The organism is Ruminiclostridium josui JCM 17888 (assembly GCF_000526495.1).
Classification (GTDB): Bacteria; Bacillota; Clostridia; order Acetivibrionales; family DSM-1351; genus Ruminiclostridium; species Ruminiclostridium josui.
This window is the reverse complement of the sequence record NZ_JAGE01000002.1, coordinates 1-18,874: the sequence shown is the minus strand read 5'-3', so window position 1 is coordinate 18,874 and position 18,874 is coordinate 1. Positions and strand designations below refer to the sequence as shown.

Sequence of the window (18,874 nt, the reverse complement as noted above, 5' to 3'; positions counted from 1 at the left end):
TAACTACAATTGCATATTCTCCCAATAAATTTCTATATTGTCCCCCGGAGAAATTGTATCGGTAAAATTTGCCTGACTTCCGTTTAATTTTAATATAATGTTTCCTTTAGGTACTGACAAGTCAAAATCAATATAGTTGAAAATATCCACAAAAATATACTGCTTGTTTTCATTTAATTCAATTCTTTCGCCATTTACATAAACAACAAAACCTTTATTAGTATCAGGAATAATATTATCTTCCGTATAATCTTGTTTAAACTGATTTACTGGTACATCAACATCATCATTCTCAAAATGCTCTTGTTCTTCAAAAATCTGTTCAGGAGCAATTACTGTATTTGATTCCTCAAGTTCTGAATCAGTTATCCTGTCGTTGCCCTTTAATATATACTCAGGACTGACAGTTTCTCCATTTACCTTCAACAAACCGCTTTCAAAACCAAGTTCAAATTTTGTTATAAAGTCCTTCAGTGTAACTATTTCCTCTATTTGAACATTATCACCGTTTTTTATATCTACATCCATGCCGCATATCTGCCCATTAATTGAGCAATACGGTGTTAGTTCTATCCTGTCTTCATTTAAATAGACAGTTAGTCCCCTTGGATGTTTTATAAAATCAGATATTATCTTTTTTGCATCCATACCATTATATGAAGGTTTTATGTATATGGAATCATTATTATTTATTTTAGTATCCAAACTTGCCGGCTCATTGTTAACAAAAATTTCAGCTGCCATTCCAAGTTCGCCCTTTATAGTCATATCTATACCATTAAGTGTGAACTTCAATGGTTTACCTGATCTACCAATAAGCTTATCAGGATCATAACCTACCAATATTAAAGCATCTGCTACACTCAGCTTTTTGGAATTGAACAGCTTTATTTTATTTTCATTTACAGTGACAGTCATAAAGTCCTGGCCTTTTTGCATATGTGCCATCATAGCTATACCAAAAGGCGTAATGGATTCCGGCCCTGTTAGCCTTTTAATCTTGGTTTTTATGTTTTGAATTACATCCCTCCCTCTTACTGCAACTCGGTTATCAGGAAGCCCCAATCCTTCAGCTATCCTTTCGGTAAGCCCTGGTATCTGACTGCCTCCTCCTATCAAAAACACCGCATTTGGAGCCTTTTGATTAAATTCCAAAATTTTATCGCATATACTTCTTGCTAAAAACTCTACAGCAGGTTTTATTATTTCAATAGCCTTTTGCTGTGTAATTTCATACTTATTCCCTAATATATCTGTATACTTGATTTTTTCTGTGCCAGATGAAATTGAGATTTTTATTTTTTCAGCAGTATTAAAATCAACCAAAAACTCCTGAGCAATTTTTTCAGTTATCTCATCTCCTGCTATTGGAACCATGCCATATGCCACAACAGAGCCATCTCTGGTTAGCGCAATATCCGATGTTCCGGCACCAATATCAACCAGTACAAGATTTAAAAGTCTTAAATCTTTTGGAATAGTTACATTTATTGCAGCTATAGGCTCAAGTGTCAGACTTATTACCTCCAGTCCAACCTTTGACATAACCGTATATAAGCTGTCTACTACAACATGCGGCAGGAATGTAGCCAGTACTTCCACACCGATTTTTTTACCTTTATGCCCTACTAGTGACGAAATAACATACCCATTGAGAAAGTAGTTTACAACACTATACCCTACACAATAAAAGGTCATTTTTTCTTCATTAGATATTTCATTATCTAGTTTAAATTGTGCATTCTGGATAGCATCAACTTCCAAGCTACCCACAATTTCCGGCGTTATTTCACGTCCCTGTTCAATGTCATATTCCAGTTTTGTCTGGCTTGTTTTTAGAACCCTTCCTGCAGCTGCTATGGCTACTTTTGTCAAAGTAAGCCCAAGTACCTTCTCCAGTCGTTCTTTTACTTGAGTTATTACTTCGGCAACTTTTTCAATATCATGTATTTGACCATCCAGCATTGCACGGCTCTTATGTTCACATATCTCAGCCGCAACAACCCTGAAACATTCCTTTTCATATACCCCTACTATACCTATAACTGTTCTTGTTCCAATATCAAGAGCAAATATCAAGTCTTCTTCATTAAATGTTTCTACTTTACTTTTTGTTATCTTCTGTTTACCAGGCATACCTTACCCCCATGTATAAAAACAGTCACGACCCTATTTCTTAGTATAATAACTGCATAAATGATTTATCTCACACTTTTCACATTTAGGTTTTCTTGCGTTACACACAGCTCTGCCATGAAAAACTAACTTATGGCAAAAGTCTGCCCATTTATCTTTGGGAATTATTTTTTGCAAATCGTATTCAATCTTTTCTGGGTCTTCGTTTTTCGTTAGGCCCGTTCTGTTTGAAAGCCTCTTAGCATGAGTGTCTACAACTACTCCCTGCTTTCCGTGTATTTCATATAAGTAAAGGTTTGCTGTCTTACGTCCCACTCCGGGCAATTCAAGCAGTTCCTCCATATTATCAGGAATCTGCCCGTTGTATTTTTCAGTAATAATTTTACAGCAAGCTATTATGTTTTTTGCTTTATTTCTATAAAACCCTGTTGATTTAATATCTTCCTCAAGTTCTCTTTGCTCTGCATTTGCAAATGCTTCTGCTGAAGGATATTTTTTATATAAGTCTTTAGCAACTATATTTACTCTGGCATCAGTACACTGAGCTGCAAGCTGAGTAGAAATCAAAAGCTGAAGCGGATTCTCATAATTCAGGGAACACTCCGCATCTGGATAAAGCTTATCAAAAACTTCTATCATCTGCAGGACCTTTTCCTTTTTAGTCATAAATTTTAATACCTTCTTTTGTATTATGTTATCTGTTTTTGTCTTCTATAGCTATTTTATATAAATCTAAGTACTTTGTACAAGGTTTCTTCCAAGAAAAATCACTTTTCAGTGCTCTAATAACTAAATTTTCCCATTCTTTACTATTTTTGCAATAAATCTGTATTGCCCTATCCAATGTATTCTCAAATTCCTTTTCATTAAATTCAGTGAAAGAGAACCCATTTCCGTTTTTTCTATCCACATCATAATCTATTACAGTTTCAGCAAGGCCTCCTGTAGCCCTTACTACTGGAATTGTACCGTATCTGAAACTAATAATCTGTCCTAAGCCACAGGGTTCAAAGCGGGAAGGCATTAAAAACATATCTGCTGAGGCATATATCTTTTTAGCAAGTTTATGATTAAATTCTAAAAAAACTGCTACATTATCGGGATACTTTTTCTCAAGTTCTTTAAATGAGTTATGATAATATTCATCCCCGATTCCAAGAACAGCCAACTGTATATCATTTTCATTTATAAATTTATCAATACACCCCAAAATAAGTTCCAGCCCCTTCTGGTGTGTCAATCTCGTAACAATTGCTAACAGCGGAGCATCACTTTTAGCTAAACCGAACTCTTTCTGGAATTTTCTTTTATTTTCCTTCTTATTCCATGGACATTTAGAATCAAAAGCAGTATATACATCTTCATTCTTACCAGGGTCAAACTCCTCATAAGATATTCCATTTACAATACCATAAAGGTCTTTTTTCCTATTTATCAGTATACCTTCCATTTTTTCGCCGTATGCAGTTGTAAGAATCTCTTTTGCATACTGCTTGCTTACGGTATTTATTTTATCTGAGTACACAAGTCCACATTTCATAAAACTGAACATTCCATAAAATTCAGCCTTCTCATATGTAAAGAAGTTTTCCTCTACGTTCATAAATGCGCATGTATCAGCACTGAAATTTCCTTGATACTCAAGATTGTGAATAGTATAAACTGTAGCAATATCTTTATAAAAATCCTGTTTTGCATATTTCTCTTTCAGCAGAAGGCATAACGGGCCTGTATGCCAGTCATTACAATGAATAATGTCAGGCTTAAAATCAATATAAGGCAGCATTTCAAGGGCGGCCTTGCACAGCATTATAAATCTTTGTGCATCATCCTGATAGCAATATATACCGTCTCTATAATAATAATGATAGTTTTCTAAAAAATAGACCTTAACTTCTTTTGATTCCGGAACATGTATACTACCTTCCTTGATTACACATGTTTCTTTTCTATCCCCCATATCAACAGGAAAATCGGTAACATAAGCTAGTTCTGTATCTATACTTTTGTATCGAGGCATAAACACTCTTACATCCTGCCCCAGCAAAGTTAACTCTTTTGGAAGAGAACCTGCAACATCAGCTAACCCCCCTGTCTTTGCAAAAGGGTCAACTTCTGCGGATACAAATAGCACCTTTAACTGTTTATTCGATAAATTCACCACATTACCTCCAAAATACTAGTTGTTAATCAACTCTTTAATCATGTTTATAAAAAGATCCGATATTCTTGGGTCAAACTGAATTCCTTTACATCTTTCAATTTCGTTAATTGCCAATTCCATTGTCATTCCTCTTCTGTATGTTCTGTCACTTGTCATTGCATCAAAAGCATCCGCTATACATAATATTCTTCCTAAAAGACTGATTTCCTCACCCTTCAGCCCATTGGGATAACCTCCACCGTTATATTTTTCGTGATGTTCCAAAATTGCTTTTAAGCCGTTTCTTAAAAACTCTACATTTTTAAGTATATTATATGAAATAAGAGGATGCTTTTTTATTTCTTCATATTCATCATCAGTTAATTTGTCTGCTTTATTAAGAATTGAAGCCGATACTCCTATCTTTCCTATATCGTGTAAAATAGCAGCGTATCTTAAATCCTGTATGGTATCTTCATCCAGATTCATACGTGCAGCAATCTCACATGAAATTTCCATTACCCGTTGGCAATGTCCGCTGGTATAAGCATCCTTTGCCTCAATAGCATTTACCAAAGACATAACCGTTTGGATATATCCTGTATTTAGGGTTTCTGAGTATTTTAGAAGTTCTTCATTTTTTTTGCGAAGTTCATCCTTGGCTTTATTGAGACTTTCAATGTTATGATTCAAATCGTCGTTTACCGCAGCCGTTTCCTCATAAAGAGCTTCTATTTCCTGCTTCTGTATATATACATCATTAATCAACTGAGACTTGTAAATGGCAACAGCTGCATAATTTGCAAGACTCTGGAGAAATGTAAGGTTTACTTTTTTAAAAGAATTTTTATTTTTTGTTTCAAGAAAAATAACACCCAACTGTTCATCTGATATGTTAAGAGGTATAACAAGTTTGTCCCCGAATATGCCTCTTTTTTTAATCTCAATTCCGCATTTCACTACAACGGAATTTGTATTAAAGCATTGTGTAACAACAGAATCCTCATCAAAATACTTTCCTACTTCTCCAAACATTATTTCTCCCAATTCATATTTACAGTATATATCTTGAGAGTTTTTATCCTTGAAGCAAATAAGACACCTGTCACAGCCTGTAAACTTTCTAAACACATCGTATACATATTTAATTATATTCTCAATTTCTATTGTAGAGTTAAATTTTTCCGAAGTAATACTTAAAGCTTCCAACTGTTTCTGTTTTTCAACAAGAAGCTTTAAAGTTTTAAAATAGCTCTTCCCCGCTATTGTATTAGTAAGATAATCATTTTGCTGGAGAATTCCATATTTTTTTATGTTTTTTCGATTTTTTCTATCTATAAATATATATTCACAAATATCATATGCTAAAAATATAATACACAAACCACAAGTTACAGCCAACAGTTTCTCATCATCCATATATATTCCGTATATAAAACTTGGTAAAGCTATAACGCATATAATTATTTTAACTAGATGTAAATGATGCTTACTTAAGTTCATATATGCCTCCAGCATTTTGTAATTCCAGAAAAATCCTTTGAGTATATTCTAATTGTAATTTTTTTTTTACTTATTATCAATACAATTTATTTATTCCCTGATTTTTTTTTATTTACAATAAAAAAGCTGCCCAATGAAACAATAATTTGCTCATAAGACAGCTTTCATTTAATAGTTATTTACTTTGTTTCGCCTAATTTCGCCTGAACGGTTTTTGTATTTCCATCTCTGTAAATTTCAATCTTAACAACATCTCCTGGTTTCTTCTTATTCTTCAAATCCTCAAGTTCATCATAGGACTTGACTGCTTTATTGTCGAATTTGGTTATTACATCACCAGGCATTATACCAGCTTTAGCAGCTGCTCCAAACAGTTCAACATCTGCAACATATACTCCGGCAGGCATATTATTTTCTCTTGCTATATCTTCCGTATATTGCAGATTAACTGAAATTCCCAGATAAGGTTTTGCAACATAGGTTTTTGTCATAAGTTCGTCTGCTATTGTTTTTGCTTCATTTACAGGGATTGCAAAGCCAAGTCCTTCAAAACCTGTTGCAACCATTTTTACTGTATTTACTCCAATGAGTTGTCCCTTAATATTTACCAATGCACCGCCGCTGTTTCCAGGGTTTATGGCTGCATCTGTCTGAATAAGTCTAATTCTCTTTCCACCATCCAACTGAACAGTTCTGTTTAATCCACTAATAACACCATATGTCAAAGAACCCATGTATTCAAGGCCTCCCGGATTTCCAATTGCTATGGCCGGTTCACCTATTTTGATGTCATCTGAATTACCGAACTCTATAACAGGCAAATTTGTCTCATTTATTTTCAAAACAGCAAGGTCTGTTTTAGAATCGTAACCTTTAACTGTTGCAGTATATGGCTTATCTATTTTGTTAGGAAGGAATACTTCAATCTTTGCATCACTTCTGATACCCCTGGTTTTGTCATTTAAAGCCCCTTCAATAACGTGATGGTTTGTAAGAATATAGCCATCTGCACTTATTATTATTCCTGAACCTTCGCCGCCTCCAGACTGAACACCAAATAATTCATTGGAATTCTGATATGATGTTTTTATACCAACTACTGAAGGCCCAACCTTTTCTGCTACACTTGTAACAGCTGACTCTCCATTTTGAACAATCTCAACGCGTTTTAATTCTCCAGTATTATTGGGTTGTGCACTTTCTGTTTTTAGCCCCGGGAAATTAGTCCCCAAGTAATCTTTTATATGAGGCTGTACAATAGGTGCAACAAAAAGCATTAACAAGGCAAGAAGGGCTGCTCCAAAAAGTGAGCTTACAGCTGATACAACTACATATTTCCATGCATTTGATTTTTTAGTATTCGTTTTTTTACAACTTTCTTTGTAATAATTGTTATAAGCCGGATTCGTTACACTTTGGGTTTCCCAATTGTTATCTTTTACAATAAAGTCAGACGTACCGGCTTCTTGAACTCCGGTTTCTGATTGTTGTGTGTTTAAATCGTAATTAGCAATAACTGTATTTTCATTTGTATTTTCTCCGGCTACATTATCAGCTGACTCATTATTCTCAATTACAGGATTCACTATTTCATCTTGGCTGCTGCTATTTGCGTTATCCTCCTGAGTTTCATTTATAAATCCTTGAGATTCTGAATTGCTGTTTACTTCATAAGTGCTATTATCATTCTGTGGCTGGTCACTAATTGAACCATTTTCATTTATCTTATCGTCTCTATCGTCGATCATTATGAAGTCTCCCTTCTTTTTTCTATAGTATTATTTTAAAGATGTATTTTTAAAAAAGTATGAACAAAGTGTTAATCTTCAATATGACTTTTGTTGTAATCAAGCGTAAACGTAAACTTTGTTCCTTTTCCCACATCACTTTCTACCCATATATCCTGATTGTGTTCAGATATAATATTTTTTACAATTGCTAAACCAAGGCCGGTACCTGTTTTATCCTTTCCTCTTGATTTATCAGATTTATAAAATCTGTCCCAGATTCTTTTTTTATCATCGCTGTCTATTCCGATACCGTTATCTTTAACAGTTATATAAACCTTATCCTTATTCTTTGCAGTTTCAACTATTATCTTACCATTTTCATTTGAAAATTTTACTGCGTTGTGTAAGAGATTAATAATAACACGTTCAATAGAGTCTTTGTCAGCTAATACCATCATACTGTCGATTTCAAAGTTGGCTTCTATTTCCAAATTTTTAGAAGTAATTAGGGTTTCTAACTTTATCACACATATTCTTATTAATTCGTTTATGTCAAAAGGCTTCATAGATAATGTTAATTCTCCTGATTCCATTTTCGCCAAATCAAGGAGGTCATTCACCAATCTGTTAAGCCTGTTAGTTTCATCCCTTACAATCATTAGGTAGTCTTTTTGCTTTTCAGGGGGTATGGTACCGTCAAGTATACCTTCAATAAAACCTCTTATGGAAGTCATAGGCGTACGCAATTCATGTGAAACATTTGCAATAAAGCCTCGTCTAAGATCTTCCAGTCTTTGCAAATCCTCAACCATATGATTGAAACTATCCGCAAGCTGACCGATTTCATCCTGTGAACTGACCACAAGCCTTTTTTGAAAGTCTCCCCCTGCAATTATTTTTGCGGCATTGTTAATCTGTTTTAAAGGACGTGTAAACCTAATTGAAAATATATAAACAAGAATAATGGCCAGAATTATGGCTACTCCACCTGAAAATAGAAATAGACTAAATACTGAGGTTCTTACTTTTTGAATAGCAGGTACCGGTGTATGGAGGTAAACCGCCGCTATAGTCTGCTGCCTACCGTTAATAGGAGTTACTTGAAAAGGCTTTTGGACAGTAAGCCACGAACTACCGTATTTCTGGAAAGCTTCATCATTAAAAAAGCCAAAGAAGTTTCCTGTCTCTGTTTGGGTTTTACCACTGCTATTCATTACTTTTATATACTGCCTTATATCAGGCAGCTTTGGATATCCCGTATCATCTATGTACTGCTTCAGAACATCAGTTATTTGCTCATCACTGGATACGGATATAAGTATATGCCCAGTATTATCTACAATCCAAATAATAGAATTACTTGAAACACTATACATTTCAAGAGTTTGACGAAAAATCCCCTGGACCAGCTGATTATTTCTATTGGGCAGATAATAGTTGTCAAAGAAATCCTTTATATTTTCTGCACTTTCACCAAGTGTTTCTGTCTGCTGTTTTGTAACAAAGCCATTCAAAAAATAGTACAAAAAGCCCCCTGTAACTACATAGCTTAAAACAAGCAGCCCTATAAAAACCACTACAAGCTTTTGAAATATTGTCTTTTTAAATTTGATCATTATTTCACCTCAAACTTATAGCCAACACCCCACACGGTTTTTAGCTGCCAAGGCTGACCTTCCAAATCTATTTTTTCGCGAACCCTCTTTACGTGCACATCAACAGTTCTGGAATCTCCATAAAAATCAAAGCCCCATACGTGTTCCAGCAGCTGCTCCCTTGTAAAAACTTTGTTTGGATTTGAGGCTAGGAAAAACAAGAGTTCTAATTCCTTTGGTGGAAGTTCTATCAGGTTGCCCTTGAGGCGGATTGTATAATTGCTTTTATTTATAATGAGATTTGGAAATGCAACTTCCAATGTATCAACTTCTTTATGCTCATATCTTCTTAATACTGCCTTTACCCTTGCAACAAGTTCTTTTGGCTCAAAGGGTTTAACCATGTAATCATCTGCTCCCAACTCCAGTCCAAGAACCTTGTCAAAGGTTTCACCTTTTGCAGTCAGCATAATAATAGGTATAGAGCTTACCTTCCTTATTTCCCGGCATACCTGCCAACCGTCAATTCCCGGAAGCATAATATCCAGAACTACCAGGCTGGGAGTCTGTGTTTTAAATGTATCAACAGCGTTAAGCCCGTTATAAGCATATAGGACTTCATATCCTTCTTTTTCAAGGTACAACCCTATTAACTCACATATATTTCTATCATCGTCAACTATTAATACTTTGCTTTTACTACTCATAAGTACTCCTTGTTTTGTAAATTATTTTTTCCAATAAAATTAATTTAATTATATCAATTCCATATGAAAAAAGTTAACAATTTTAAATTGTTAACAAAAAATTAAACAGTATTGGTGATAAAAATAAAAACCTCTTTATTTAGAGGTTTTCTCATACCAATAAATAAAAAGGTTTTTTAAATAATTTTTAATATTCTAGTACACAGCCATCTCTATGTATGCAGTGGAAACCCATCCCCATACTCCGTTAGCAGTACGAGCATATACCCATGCTCCATCTGAACTCCAACGTTCTACTTGAATTATTTCAGGGAAATAGAGCAATCCAAGTATAGTACTTGAAGTATTTGGTTGTGCTCTTAGTCTAACCCCATCACCGGTAATTCTATAGGCAGATAAAGTTCTGGATATTCCGTATTGCATATTACTAGAATTACTTATATCTGCTGCACATACTAATCCTTGTCCTAATATCAGGGATAAACTTAAAACCCCAGCAACTAAACCAAAATAAATCTTTTTGTGTAACATTTAATCAACCTCCTATATTTATTATAGGTATTTTATCACATTATTTACATTATTTGTATATTTATTTTTATTCGCCTACTTTGGTTCTTGAATCTTTTTGATAAAGACCAAATATTCTAAATGTTACTTTCTCCCATTGCATTATTAACAATTCTTTTTCATTCTCGCTAAAATGTTCAAACCGGCCAAAATAATTATCACGCTAAACGAAGTGCAAACAAAAAAACTCCTCGATTAAAATATCGAGAAGTCAATTTGATTCTTATGTATTTGTAAGTCCCCTCTTAGCTTACTTTCAATTCCAATCTCAGCTTATCGGCAATCATTGCAATAAATTCTGAATTGGTAGGTTTTCCTTTGCCGATGTTAACTGTATAACCAAACAGTGCATCTATAGCCTCAACCTGGCCTCTGGTAAGTGTTTGAAGTCATTTAAGCAAATCACTCTAAGCCAATAAATAAAATATTCTTTTATCCAATAAAAAATCCGTTTATAGGAGTAAAACGAAAATATTTATTGGCTTAAATTCTATAGAATTTTACCACTATTATTTTGAAAATGTTCATCATATATTCTATAATAGACCTCATATCTATTTTGATAACTCATAGTTTTATATCTAAAATCTCACGGTTATACCTTTTTGAAACATCAACTTTTATGTCACTCATATAGTAACCCCTCCAATTTACATTATTTATCTTTATTCTGTCTCCATTATATGGTAATTTTAAGAAAATGTAAAATTAGATTTAACTTATTCTATTTACATATTGTGTAAATAATGTTACGATTTTACATGTATTATTCCAATTGCTTTATCTGAAGGGGGATGAAGCTATAAGTTCATCAAACTATAAAAAATAATACGCTTACTTGAATATTAAAACAACAAAAAATTTAAAGAAGTAGAGGTACAAAGTATGAAAAAAGTGAAGGTACTGGAGTTAGTGAAAAGGCACCAATTTCCTCACAAATCATAACATATGGAGCAAACCCGCCTGACACCTCAAATCAAACCGTAAGCCTTGGAATATATGTAGGTGACATTACATGGGCTGGTGCTGTTTTATACTCTGACAAGTGGGTAAAAACAACCGGAACTACTATTACTGTGGCGGCAGGTTTCGGTCAATATGGCACTAAGGAAGATGCTATCAATAGAGTAAATCCACTAAGTCAACTCCATGCAGGCATATGGGTTCAATTAGTTGATAAAAGTGGCAAAAAGTCAGAAGTAAAATATTTACATTGCAATGGCCCAGTAGAATCAGTAACCTTTAATGTTACTTCAAATGCTGATTACTATGTAAGATTTAATTTTGATACCGGGTACTATCACTCAGGAGCATTTTCAGTTTATTAACTAAAACATAAAGTAGGTATTATTTATGATATTATCAAAAGAAAAAACTCAAATAATTAAAGTTATTTTTATCCTTTATGTGGCATTAATCATATATATAACTCAATTTCCTTTACATCTCAACTTTAATTTAAACTTTCAAAATATAAATTACAATCTTGTGCCATTTCATATTATATTCAAGAGATATGAGGTAATACAGCAAATGAAAGATGCCGGGTATAGGATAGACATAATCGCAAATATGAAGATTATCATTCAAAGCTTTGGATTTAACATAATACTATTTTTACCTTTTGGATTTTTATTACCGATACTTAACCATAATTATTTTTCATTTTTAAAAATTATTACTGTAAGTTTTGTTTTCTCATTATCTATTGAGATACTTCAACTGATTATTATGATAATCTTGATTTCTCCTAGTAGAGTCTTTGACGTTGACGATATCATTGCAAATATAATTGGTGGCATTTTGGGATTTTACGTATATTATTTTACTAGGAAATTTCTATTTTTAGTTCAGAAACATAAAGAAAGACATTCAGTTTGAGATAATCCAATAAATAGCAGGGTGTACTTATTAGTACATCCTGTTTTTATACTCTTTCAAACTGAATATAAGCCTAGTTATGGGCATTCTGAACGTAAGCGGTAAACCATGAGTACCTATACAAAAATACCGCCTTTCGGCGGATATAATTTTGCTAATTTTGAGTTGCTTTTCTGCATTCTTCAGGCAAATCTTCTGACCAAGGAAGCAGCTTGTCTATAAAGGATGTATCCTTATCATCCATATGTTGGGGAAGCTGCTGCAGTAAATATTTAAAGTAATGGTATGGTTTTAAGTTATTAGCCTTAGCTGTTTCTGCAATACTGTAAATTATTGCGCTTGCCTGGGCTCCTTGAACTGTGTCTATCAAATGCCAATTGTTTTTTCCTATGCAGAAGCCTCTGATAGCTCCCTCTGTAGCATTGTTATCCAGAGGTACGTAACCATTTTCAAGAAATGTTCTCAGATATTTTTCTTGATTTAGGCAATAGGTAAAGCCTTTGCCTGTTTCTGATTGTGATGGAACATCACTTCTATGCTCTTTAACCCATGCAAAGAAAGCTTCTACTTGTGGCTTTACAAGAAGCTTACGTCTAGCGACTCTTTCTTGTGGAGATAGCTCCACAAGATCATTATCTATTTTATATATCAAAGCTATTTGTTTTAATGCTGCATATGCTAATGTATCTTTAGCGGTTTCTTTGTCCATTGTCTTGACAACATCCGCAAACCTACGACGGGCATGACTCCAACATCCTGCTATCTTTATGTCTGGTTCTTCTTTCTCAAGCTTGTGGTAAACTTCATATCCATCGGTTACAATAATCCCTTTATACCCCTTGAGAAATTCTCTTGGATGATCAGCTTTACGCGTTTTCTGGTAATCATACAGGATAATGGGCGGAGCCTCGTACATTTTGCCCGTACGATATACCCACATGTAGCTTTTAGAACCGGCAGATCTACCATCCTTTGAAACAAGCACTGGTGTCTCATCAGCCTGTGATACGCTGCACTGATAGAGTTCCTGATGCATTCTATCATACAATAGTGACAGGTACCTCTCGGCACATTGTATTGTCCAGTTTGCCATTACCTGTCTGGATATATGTATGTCATTTCTCTTAAACTCCTGTTCCAACCTGTATAGAGGAAGAGCATTTATATATTTTCCATTTAGTATACCAGCTGCCAGAGTTGGCGTTACAATACTGTTGCGCAATAGATCAACAGGGCGGTTTGCCTTTACAATGGTTTGATTGTCCTTTCCTGCATATACTGCAACATGATGCTCTTCCACCTCAAATGTAGCAGGGTGAAATTGAAGGCGCTTGTACACTTCATCAGGCAGTCGTTTCCATGTGTCTCCGAAAATAGATCTTAGCTCATCGTCATTAAGAGTATGTTCAATGATACTGACAGGCAAATCCTTTAAGTCCTCATTACGTTTTCCTTTTGCTTTTTTTCGCTTATATGGCTTAGGACATACTTCATCAAATTCAGGTTCTTCAATAAGCTTTCCGGCAGCAGTTACTTCTGCTTCGTTAAAGCACAGTTCCATCTGCTCATCATATACCATCTTTTCAGATGAACGTCCAAATCTTTTCTGCTTTCCAATTTTATTTGCTTCTATCAGAAGAGTGATGTTTTTATTCATTTCTTCTAATTGAGTGCTTTGTTTTTCAAGTATGGCCTGCTGCTTCAGAAAAAGCTGAACAATATCTTTTTTACTATATTTAGTTAATTCCAGTTCTGTAAATGTTTTATCCATGAATCTACAATATCATGAAAAAAGACACAATGGAATAGAAAAGTCTCAAGTTTTAAAAGTCGTGGATAATTACGGAAAATATGTGAGGTTTTGCACAATTTCAAAAGAGTTATCCACTAGATAATACGGCTGGGAGACACTTTCTTAACAGCTTTTGCTTGCTCAATGGCAAGACCTTCTGTTAGCCATCGGAATTGTTTAGGTGTGATTTCTTTCATTTCTGCTTCACTGCGAGGCCATTGAAATCTTCCGCCTTCTAAACGCTTGTATAGTAATACAAAACCATCACCTTCCCAAAGAAGACCTTTTATCCTTGTTGTTTTTCTTCCGCAGAAAAGAAACAGGATATTTTGAAAAGGATTTAAATGAAATTGATTTTGAACCATCCCAGCAAGGCCATCAATTCCTTGGCGCAAATCGGTATAACCACATGCAATGTAAATCTGGTCAAAACCAGTAGCATTATTAAACATTTTGGAGTACCTTCAGTACTGTCTCTAGCAGCTTAGGGCTAGTATCATTATTAATTTGTAATTGGCAGCCTCCAACGTTAACAATCATCTCTGTGCTAAAAGATACTTCTTGCAAGGACTTATTACGGGAATTCGTGAGTTGAACGGGTGCGAAAGTGATTGACGAATCCTTTGCTGAATTATCTACCGATGAACAGAGTTGCTTACGTATTTTACGCTGCCAATAAAAAAATTGAGCCATATTCACATTGTTTTCCAAGCACCAATCCTTCACAGACATTCCGGTAGCACGGCATTCCTGAATAGTAGCAGCCCATTTTGAAAGAAGGTACTGTTGTTGTACTTTTTTAGTCTCCATTGATAAAACCTCCTTGAAAAACTTTATTAAAGTTTTTCAAGCTAACTTTAAAAAGTTGTACAATTTTTTAAAGTAGCTTGTGAAAACATGGAAGAATTATCTCATATTAAAGAGAGTCTATCGAGGTACTCATGGTTTACCGCTTACCATAATTTTCTTTACTTAATTCAACATCATACAATTCCCATATTCCATCTCCATTATTATCTCTGGTAACTCCAAAGTCTCCGGCATCAATTTCAAATGTTTTATTATCAACCTTAAAAATATAATTATTAATAAAAATCCAATCATCGGCGGCATATTGTATTTTCAGTCTTAACCCCGGAAGCGATTCCTTTTTTGTTCCTATGTAAATATAAAAGCAATTAACATTTGCATATTGAGGAGAACTCTTATCAAAATACCATGTAACTTCCTGAACTTCATCATACTGCTTACGCATTTTTTTAGTTGCTTCAGCCAATCGTTTTTTATCTGCATCTTTTTTTGCTTTTCAATAAGCTGTGCCTTTTCTGCATCGTTTTTTATTTTTATATTTATGGTTGATAGCAACCCTTTAGCTTTTTTAGCTTCTTCTGAGTCAGGGTGTTTTTGAAGTAAGTTTTTAATCTATTAATAAATCACAGATTGCGATTCACTTTTGTATGATTTGAAATTTTCATATGGGTTTGGGTGAATTAGTCCTTATTTTTGATGTAATATCATTGTTTTTATTATCAAAGACTTTAAATGTATCTGTACTAGGGTCTTCAGCAAGGGATGCCCATGAAGATACTGGACAATAAGAGATAAAGTAAAGTTCTTTGGGGATAGTTACTGTATACTCATCAACGCCGATTTTTGCTTTAATATAATCAATCTGTAAATCAGCATTTTTACCAGCCACAAATAAATATTTACTTTTATTAGTTTTAATAATTTCATATCTTAGCATATTAATATCCGCAGTTACAGAAATGATTTTGTATTTTGAATTAAGTCCCCTTCTAAGTTCTGCATACGCTAAATTTTTATTTATATAAAACAAAACATATTTTCTATCGTCTATATTACACTGATATTTAATTCTAATCTCTTTTGTACTATTAGCATATTTACTATTTCTCAAAAAATATATAATTTTGTTGTCAATATTAGCCCCAGAATCAGTCACGGAATATGATAATTGATAATTAATAATAAATGCTACTAAAAATATGAACACCAAGCAAAAAAATAAAATAATAATTTTCTTCATTATATTCCCGTCCCATTAAAAACTTTTATAAAATCGAATTAACCATATTAAAGATAGCAAAGTCTAGCTAATTAAATACTTTATTAAATCATTTCATTTAAGATTCAAACAAATTAAATACTTTAGATATTGGTGCTTCATCAGATGTTATACCTAGTGCAAAACTAAAGCTTAAAGAAGTAGGACTAAATGAGAATGATGTACTTGGATTAATACCAATCTGTCTATGTCCATATGACCCGTATATTTTCCCACTTTGTGTATTTGTAGTGGATCTAGTACAAATGGCGCTTATATATCCATGAGCATTTTGTGTTGTTTCAAATTGGGTTTCAATACCTAAAGGTACATTAATACCATATGCATTAGCCCCCCTACTTTTCATGTCTGGAGTTGACCAATCATAATTATAGCTTAAAGTCCTAACGTCTGTTTTTACTGTATGGGATGCTTGTATTGTTTCCGTATATATTGGTAAATTAGAATCAGCTCCTAAAACAATTGCATCTGTAAGTTGAGTCGAAGGTACTTTAGTCCAATTATATGTAAATTCAATAAACCACTTTTCGCTACTATAATACCAACCATAAATAGCTACATCAATCCATCCATAGGATTTTGAAAGACTCTGACTATAGGTAGTATACTCATTACTTTGTTCCTTTAACAGCTCAGCTTTATATTCTTCAGGACTATAAGCTGTCTTTTTAACTTGATTTTTATCATCTATTTCAACTTTATAATACATTTCATTCCTAGTTAATAATTTTGCATCATGATTATTTTTAATCATATCTTTATAAGATTGTGATTCTAAAACTATTTGGTCAAGAGTATTTGACGAATCAAGCTCTAGAGTAGTATTGGCATTTTTTGCAAAAGAAGATGTTACAGAAAGACAAGAAATCATTAAAGTTAATGCACATATAATTGCTAATTTTTATCTATTTTTTATAATATTAAAAGACCTCCTAGTAATTTTTAATAACTAAAAATGTAAAATTTGTTCTAGACTTTTGCTATCTCAAAAATTATAGTATCATATTCTTTTTGTATTTATTGTCATAATTTGTTATATGAACCATTATTTGTAAACCAATACCACCACAAATAAAAACACGAAAAATGAAAAAGTAAATTTCACTTGTGAAAGAGTAACGTACAGTTAGTAAGTTTAAATTCGAAGTGGAATTTAGTCGTGCACATTCCTTGGTTTGAGACATACTGGAATTTACTTTTTCATTTAACCTAATTATCACTATTTTCAATTAGTTTTACATCTACACAAAAACGTCTTTTAAAAGAGTGTTAAAAGCTTTGGTTAATCTCTTTTCAATTAAAACCCGCAAACTTTTTTCGAATAAAATATAGAGTTATGTTTACGTAAATATTCCAAATGTTCCGATGTAAATAAAAAGAGCCCTGTACATTGGTAAGGCTCTTTCGTTATTAAACCTATTTCCTTCTACTCTTTTTAATATGTTCCAGCGGCGAATACGGAATATAATTTTGCCTTAAATCTTCATCATCCAAATCTAAATATGCCTTCTCAGTCACTGTAATGCTACTGTGACCTAAAATTCTACTAAGGGCATATATTGACCCTCCCTGCATTAAAAATCTCTTTGCAAAGTTATTACGCAAAACGTGAGGGTGTACGTTTTTTAGACCTACCCTTGCAGTATAGTCCCTGAAATTCTTTTCAAAATTATTTACTTTTAAAGGATTACCTTTGTTTGTACAAAATAAATAATCGCTGTCTCTATAGCGGTCTTTAAATGCAATCCAACGTTTTAAAATTTTTGACATCTCAGTACTGAAGAAAACTGCTCTATCCTTTACACCTTTAGTATTATTAGCAGGTAAAAATATTGTATTTCTGGCGAAATCGACATCCTCGATTTTTATGAGAAGTGTTTCAGATATTCTCATTCTAGTGTCAAAAAGCAGTTGGCATATTATGCAATCTCAAAATTGATGAAACTTTGAGTTATCAAAACTTTTTATAAGTCTCAAAAAATCTTCATCTGAGATAAATTCCAATGGCTTTCTGCTGTTTTTTAATTGTTTAATTCTCGTTACAGGGTTTGACTTTATAAGATGATTATCATATAGGTAATTATAAAACACCTTAATATTTCGAATATAATTGTTAATAGTAGTCTTAGTAATAGATTTCCCAACATCAGTTCTATTTTGGGGATTATTAATGTATCTGGTTTTTTCATCAACCAAAACTGTATACTTACCCCTTGATTCAATATACTTAATATACTCCCTTATGTGTATCTCTTTTGTCTCTGCTGCTGATGTAATATTATGAATATCTAACATATACCTTTGAAAAATTTTTAATGCCTGCTCGTAACTGAACATAGTCTTAGGTCTTAATTGTTGTGCTATACAATAGTCCATAAAATCGTCAATGTCATAATCAAATTGAAACATAAAAACTCCTTCGCAATATAGATTTATAAACATTCTGTTTACCCTATAAAGCGAAGAAGTTCATTGGATTTTTAAAATTTATTTGTAGGTTTATCTTATAATTTTAAGCAAAATCCACATTACTTTGTTCCTACTAATAATTATTTATTGGTTTGTACTGTTTTATGAAATACAGTAATATCAAGCCTCTTAGCTTACTTTCAATTCCAATCTCAGCTTATCGGCAATCATTGCAATAAATTCTGAATTGGTAGGTTTTCCTTTGCCGATGTTAACTGTATAACCAAACAGTGCATCTATAGCCTCAACCTGGCCTCTG

Annotated in this window: 19 protein-coding genes and 1 pseudogene; 2 read left to right on the top strand and 18 right to left on the bottom strand. The window is 33.4% G+C overall.

Annotation, left to right across the window (positions count from 1 at the left end):
- Positions 1-3: 3 nt before the first annotated feature.
- The 9 genes and pseudogenes from K412_RS0116390 to K412_RS21955 all read right to left on the bottom strand — a co-directional run.
- The gene (locus tag K412_RS0116390; RefSeq protein WP_024834092.1) at positions 4-2,136 is read right to left on the bottom strand and encodes a cell division protein FtsA; all 2,133 of its coding nucleotides are present in this window, start codon (positions 2,134-2,136) and stop codon (positions 4-6) included.
- A gap of 33 nt (positions 2,137-2,169) precedes the next feature.
- Positions 2,170-2,802 (bottom strand): endonuclease III, encoded by a 633-nt coding sequence (gene nth, locus K412_RS0116385; protein ID WP_024834091.1) that lies wholly within the window; start codon positions 2,800-2,802, stop codon positions 2,170-2,172.
- Positions 2,803-2,830: 28 nt separating this feature from the next.
- On the bottom strand, positions 2,831-4,297 hold the full coding sequence (locus tag K412_RS0116380; RefSeq protein ID WP_024834090.1) for a glycogen synthase: 1,467 nt from the start codon (positions 4,295-4,297) through the stop codon (positions 2,831-2,833).
- Between the two features lie 18 nt (positions 4,298-4,315).
- On the bottom strand, positions 4,316-5,782 hold the full coding sequence (locus K412_RS0116375) for an HD domain-containing phosphohydrolase (RefSeq protein ID WP_024834089.1): 1,467 nt from the start codon (positions 5,780-5,782) through the stop codon (positions 4,316-4,318).
- Between the two features lie 179 nt (positions 5,783-5,961).
- On the bottom strand, positions 5,962-7,530 hold the full coding sequence (locus K412_RS0116370; protein WP_024834088.1) for a S1C family serine protease: 1,569 nt from the start codon (positions 7,528-7,530) through the stop codon (positions 5,962-5,964).
- 71 nt (positions 7,531-7,601) lie between these two features.
- On the bottom strand, positions 7,602-9,128 hold the full coding sequence (locus K412_RS0116365) for a sensor histidine kinase (protein ID WP_024834087.1): 1,527 nt from the start codon (positions 9,126-9,128) through the stop codon (positions 7,602-7,604).
- A complete protein-coding gene (locus K412_RS0116360; RefSeq protein WP_024834086.1) occupies positions 9,128-9,814 on the bottom strand; it encodes a response regulator transcription factor in 687 nt (228 codons plus the stop codon). Before K412_RS0116360 ends, K412_RS0116365 begins: the two co-directional genes overlap by 1 nt.
- Before the next feature lie 195 nt (positions 9,815-10,009).
- Positions 10,010-10,345 (bottom strand): SH3 domain-containing protein, encoded by a 336-nt coding sequence (locus tag K412_RS0116355; RefSeq protein WP_024834085.1) that lies wholly within the window; start codon positions 10,343-10,345, stop codon positions 10,010-10,012.
- A gap of 284 nt (positions 10,346-10,629) precedes the next feature.
- Positions 10,630-10,761 (bottom strand): annotated as a pseudogene (locus tag K412_RS21955) (sporulation initiation factor Spo0A C-terminal domain-containing protein); the annotation flags it as partial.
- A gap of 699 nt (positions 10,762-11,460) precedes the next feature.
- Here K412_RS21955 and K412_RS0116350 point away from each other — a divergent pair.
- Both K412_RS0116350 and K412_RS0116345 read left to right on the top strand, forming a co-directional pair.
- Positions 11,461-11,712 (top strand): hypothetical protein, encoded by a 252-nt coding sequence (locus tag K412_RS0116350; RefSeq protein WP_024834084.1) that lies wholly within the window; start codon positions 11,461-11,463, stop codon positions 11,710-11,712.
- Positions 11,713-11,737: 25 nt separating this feature from the next.
- Positions 11,738-12,265 carry a VanZ family protein gene (locus K412_RS0116345; protein ID WP_024834083.1) on the top strand — a complete coding sequence of 176 codons (528 nt, stop codon included), beginning with the start codon at positions 11,738-11,740 and terminating at the stop codon, positions 12,263-12,265.
- Between the two features lie 154 nt (positions 12,266-12,419).
- On the opposite strand, the gene tnpC is transcribed toward K412_RS0116345, so the two are convergent.
- The 9 genes from tnpC to K412_RS20980 form a co-directional block, all read right to left on the bottom strand.
- Entirely contained in the window at positions 12,420-14,036 is a 1,617-nt protein-coding gene (tnpC, locus tag K412_RS0116340; RefSeq protein WP_024832086.1) for an IS66 family transposase, read from the bottom strand.
- A gap of 116 nt (positions 14,037-14,152) precedes the next feature.
- Positions 14,153-14,509, bottom strand: coding sequence for an IS66 family insertion sequence element accessory protein TnpB (gene tnpB, locus K412_RS0116335; protein WP_024832085.1), 357 nt, complete (start codon positions 14,507-14,509; stop codon positions 14,153-14,155).
- Positions 14,502-14,867 (bottom strand): IS66 family insertion sequence element accessory protein TnpA, encoded by a 366-nt coding sequence (gene tnpA / locus K412_RS0116330; RefSeq protein WP_024832084.1) that lies wholly within the window; start codon positions 14,865-14,867, stop codon positions 14,502-14,504. Before tnpA ends, tnpB begins: the two co-directional genes overlap by 8 nt.
- A gap of 136 nt (positions 14,868-15,003) precedes the next feature.
- Positions 15,004-15,333: a hypothetical protein gene (locus K412_RS0116325; protein ID WP_024834082.1), complete on the bottom strand. Its 330-nt coding sequence runs from the start codon at positions 15,331-15,333 to the stop codon at positions 15,004-15,006.
- 195 nt (positions 15,334-15,528) lie between these two features.
- A complete protein-coding gene (locus tag K412_RS0116320) occupies positions 15,529-16,107 on the bottom strand; it encodes a hypothetical protein (protein ID WP_024834081.1) in 579 nt (192 codons plus the stop codon).
- 97 nt (positions 16,108-16,204) lie between these two features.
- Entirely contained in the window at positions 16,205-17,017 is an 813-nt protein-coding gene (locus K412_RS0116315; RefSeq protein ID WP_024834080.1) for a hypothetical protein, read from the bottom strand.
- Positions 17,018-17,562: 545 nt separating this feature from the next.
- Positions 17,563-18,057: a tyrosine-type recombinase/integrase gene (locus K412_RS23010; RefSeq protein ID WP_340139739.1), complete on the bottom strand. Its 495-nt coding sequence runs from the start codon at positions 18,055-18,057 to the stop codon at positions 17,563-17,565.
- An 18-nt stretch (positions 18,058-18,075) separates the two neighbouring features.
- Positions 18,076-18,555 carry a tyrosine-type recombinase/integrase gene (locus K412_RS23005; RefSeq protein WP_340139737.1) on the bottom strand — a complete coding sequence of 160 codons (480 nt, stop codon included), beginning with the start codon at positions 18,553-18,555 and terminating at the stop codon, positions 18,076-18,078.
- 189 nt (positions 18,556-18,744) lie between these two features.
- Positions 18,745-18,874 (bottom strand): sporulation initiation factor Spo0A C-terminal domain-containing protein (locus K412_RS20980; RefSeq protein WP_034848247.1); only part of this gene is annotated, 130 nt, incomplete at its 5' end.